The sequence below is a fragment of the Saccharopolyspora sp. genome (assembly GCF_017434145.1).
In the GTDB taxonomy this organism is placed as follows: domain Bacteria; phylum Actinomycetota; class Actinomycetes; order Mycobacteriales; family Pseudonocardiaceae; genus Saccharopolyspora_C; species Saccharopolyspora_C galaxeae.
Map to the genome: position 1 here is coordinate 1 of NZ_JAFRFW010000182.1, position 2,392 is coordinate 2,392.

General features: G+C 70.3%; 3 protein-coding genes. 2 read left to right on the forward strand and 1 reads right to left on the reverse strand.

Annotation, left to right across the window (positions count from 1 at the left end; genetic code table 11):
• Positions 1-330: 330 nt before the first annotated feature.
• On the forward strand, positions 331-936 hold the full coding sequence (locus tag IJH84_RS05145; protein WP_295140889.1) for a sigma-70 family RNA polymerase sigma factor: 606 nt from the start codon (positions 331-333) through the stop codon (positions 934-936).
• A 250-nt stretch (positions 937-1,186) separates the two neighbouring features.
• Positions 1,187-1,477, forward strand: coding sequence for a hypothetical protein (locus tag IJH84_RS05150; RefSeq protein ID WP_295140892.1), 291 nt, complete (start codon positions 1,187-1,189; stop codon positions 1,475-1,477).
• Between the two features lie 105 nt (positions 1,478-1,582).
• Here IJH84_RS05150 and rfbD read toward each other — a convergent pair.
• On the reverse strand, positions 1,583-2,392 hold an 810-nt coding region (gene rfbD / locus IJH84_RS05155), incomplete at its 5' end, for a dTDP-4-dehydrorhamnose reductase (RefSeq protein ID WP_295140895.1).

Consider the following 2,392-nt stretch of genomic DNA (forward strand, 5'->3'; position numbering starts at 1 on the left):
GGTGAAGAGGCGGGCGGCGGCCTGCACGACGTCACCGGCGGCCTCGGCCTCTGATCGGCCGAACGACGGGAGCACGGGCCGCTCAGCGGTACCGGCCCGAGGTTCCCGCCGCGGGCGGCTGAGGCCGTTCGCAGGCCGAACCCGGTGGTCTACCGGGTACGCATTCGACGGGGGTCATCGGCAGCGCGCCACGCCGCTGCGATGGCCCCCGTTTTCGCGCGTCCTGTTCATCCTTTGTGGACGAATTGGGTTCTTTGACCAATCCGCCCGGCCGCCGGCTCCGAAACACCTGATGGCAGGTGCGCATCTGCCAGGCATGGGAGGTGGCGGATGGACGAGTGTCCGATCGACCGGGAAGTCAGCACCGAGCAGCTGCTGGTGAAGATCGGCAGCGGAGATCTCCGGGCGTTCCATACCTTCTACGACCGCACGGTGCGACCGGTGCGGACGCTGGCCCGGGAACTGCTCGACGACGACGCGCAGGCCGAAGAGGTCGCGCAGGAAGTGCTCATCGAGGTCTGGCGCACCGCGCCGCGCTACCGCCCGGAACGCGGCAGCGCGCAAAGCTGGGTGAGCACCGTGACGCGCCGGCGTTCGGTGGACCGGCTGCGCTCGGCGCGTGCGGTGCGGGAACGCGACGACCGGTTCGCGGCGGGCTCGCAGGAGACCGCCTACGACTCGGTTACCGAGACGGTGCTGGCGCACTGCGAGCACCTGAAGGTCCGCAGCTGCCTGTCCGCGCTGACCGCGTTGCAGTCCGAAGCGGTGCTGCTCACCTACTACCGGGGACTGAGCTATCGCGAAGCGGCCGAGCAGCTGCGCATTCCGCCATCGACGGTGAAAACGCGGCTGCGGGACGGACTGCTGCGGCTGCGCGAATGCCTCGGCGACTGCTGCCTGGATTCTCCCGAGCAGGCTCGCGAAGACCGCCCGTGAGCCGCTGACGGCAGTTTTCCCGCCTTCCCGCTCGGTTTTCCCGCGTTCCCGATCGGTTCGTGGGCGCAAACCCAGCCGCTCGCCGTCCGTCCCGTGAGGTTCCACACCGGAAAACCTGGAAGTGATCGACGGGATCTCGTGTTGTACCGGTTGCGAGATCGATCGACGGTCTCGTCACCTACCGGATTCGTCCCGTGCCTGAAAGCGGAACGGATTCGAGGACACGAGCTAGCGGAAGAGGTGAGTTCTCATGCGCAAGCTGAACCGTGGAATCGCAGCCGGACTGATTTCGGCCCCCCTGGTGCTCGGGTTCGCCGGGGTCGCGGGTGCCGCCGACTTCGAGGGCACCCAGTCGGTCGCGGGTCCGGAAGGTGTGCAGTCCAGCCAGACCACGGCGGGCGCCGACTCCAACGGTGACGGCCGGGTCTCCTACGAGGAGAGCCACTCGGTCGCCGGCCCGGACGGGGCGGCGACGCAGCAGACCAGCTCGAGCTCGGACTCCGGCTCGGACGGCGGCCTGCTGGGCATCCTCGGGCTGTGAACCCGACGGAGCTGATCAGCTCCACCTGCGCCGTGGGCGCGGGGAGCCGTCCCGCGGCCACGGCCACCTTCATGTCCACTGCGGACAGCGGAAAGAAGGGCGCCGTCAGCGGCGCAGCGCAGCACCGTCGGCCTCGAAGGCGGCGGTGAGCGCCGATCGCCAGTCTCGCAACGGCGTCAAACCCGCCGCGGCCCATGCGCGCCCGGACAGCACCGAGTGCGCCGGTCTGGGCGCGGGCCGCGGATATTCCTCCGTCGAGCACGGCCGCACCCGCTCCGGGTCGGCGCCGAGTTCGGCGAACACCGCGCGGGCGAAGGAGAACCAGCTGGTCCGCCCGGCATTGGTGCAATGCAGCACCGGGCGCTGCGGGTCGCGGCGCTCGGCGAACGATCCGGCGAGCTGCACCACTCCCGCCGCCAGATCACCGGTCCAGGTCGGTGCCCCGACTTGGTCGTCCACAACGGACAGCGAATCCCGTTCCCGTTCCAGGCGGGCCATCGTGCGCACGAAGTTCTGTCCTCCCGCGCCGTAAACCCACGCGGTTCGCACCACGCAGGCGCGGGCTCCCGCGGACAGCACGGCCCGCTCCCCATCCAGCTTCGTGCGGCCGTAAACGGTGCGCGGCTCGGCCGGATCGTCCGGTTCGTACGGCACATCCGCATCGCCGGAGAAGACGTAATCGGTGGACATGTGCACCAGCGGAACCCGGCGGGCCGCGCAGGCCCTGGCCAACGCAGCAGCTCCGTCCACGTTGATCGACCGCGCCGCGTCCGCGTCGCTCTCGGCCGCGTCCACGGCGGTGTAGGCGGCGGCGTTGACCACCACCGGGCGCAGATCGTTGTCCAGCGCGGTCTCGGCGAACGAGCCGACCGCGTCGCCGACCTCCGCGGCGTCGCGCAGGTCCAGTTCGCCCGA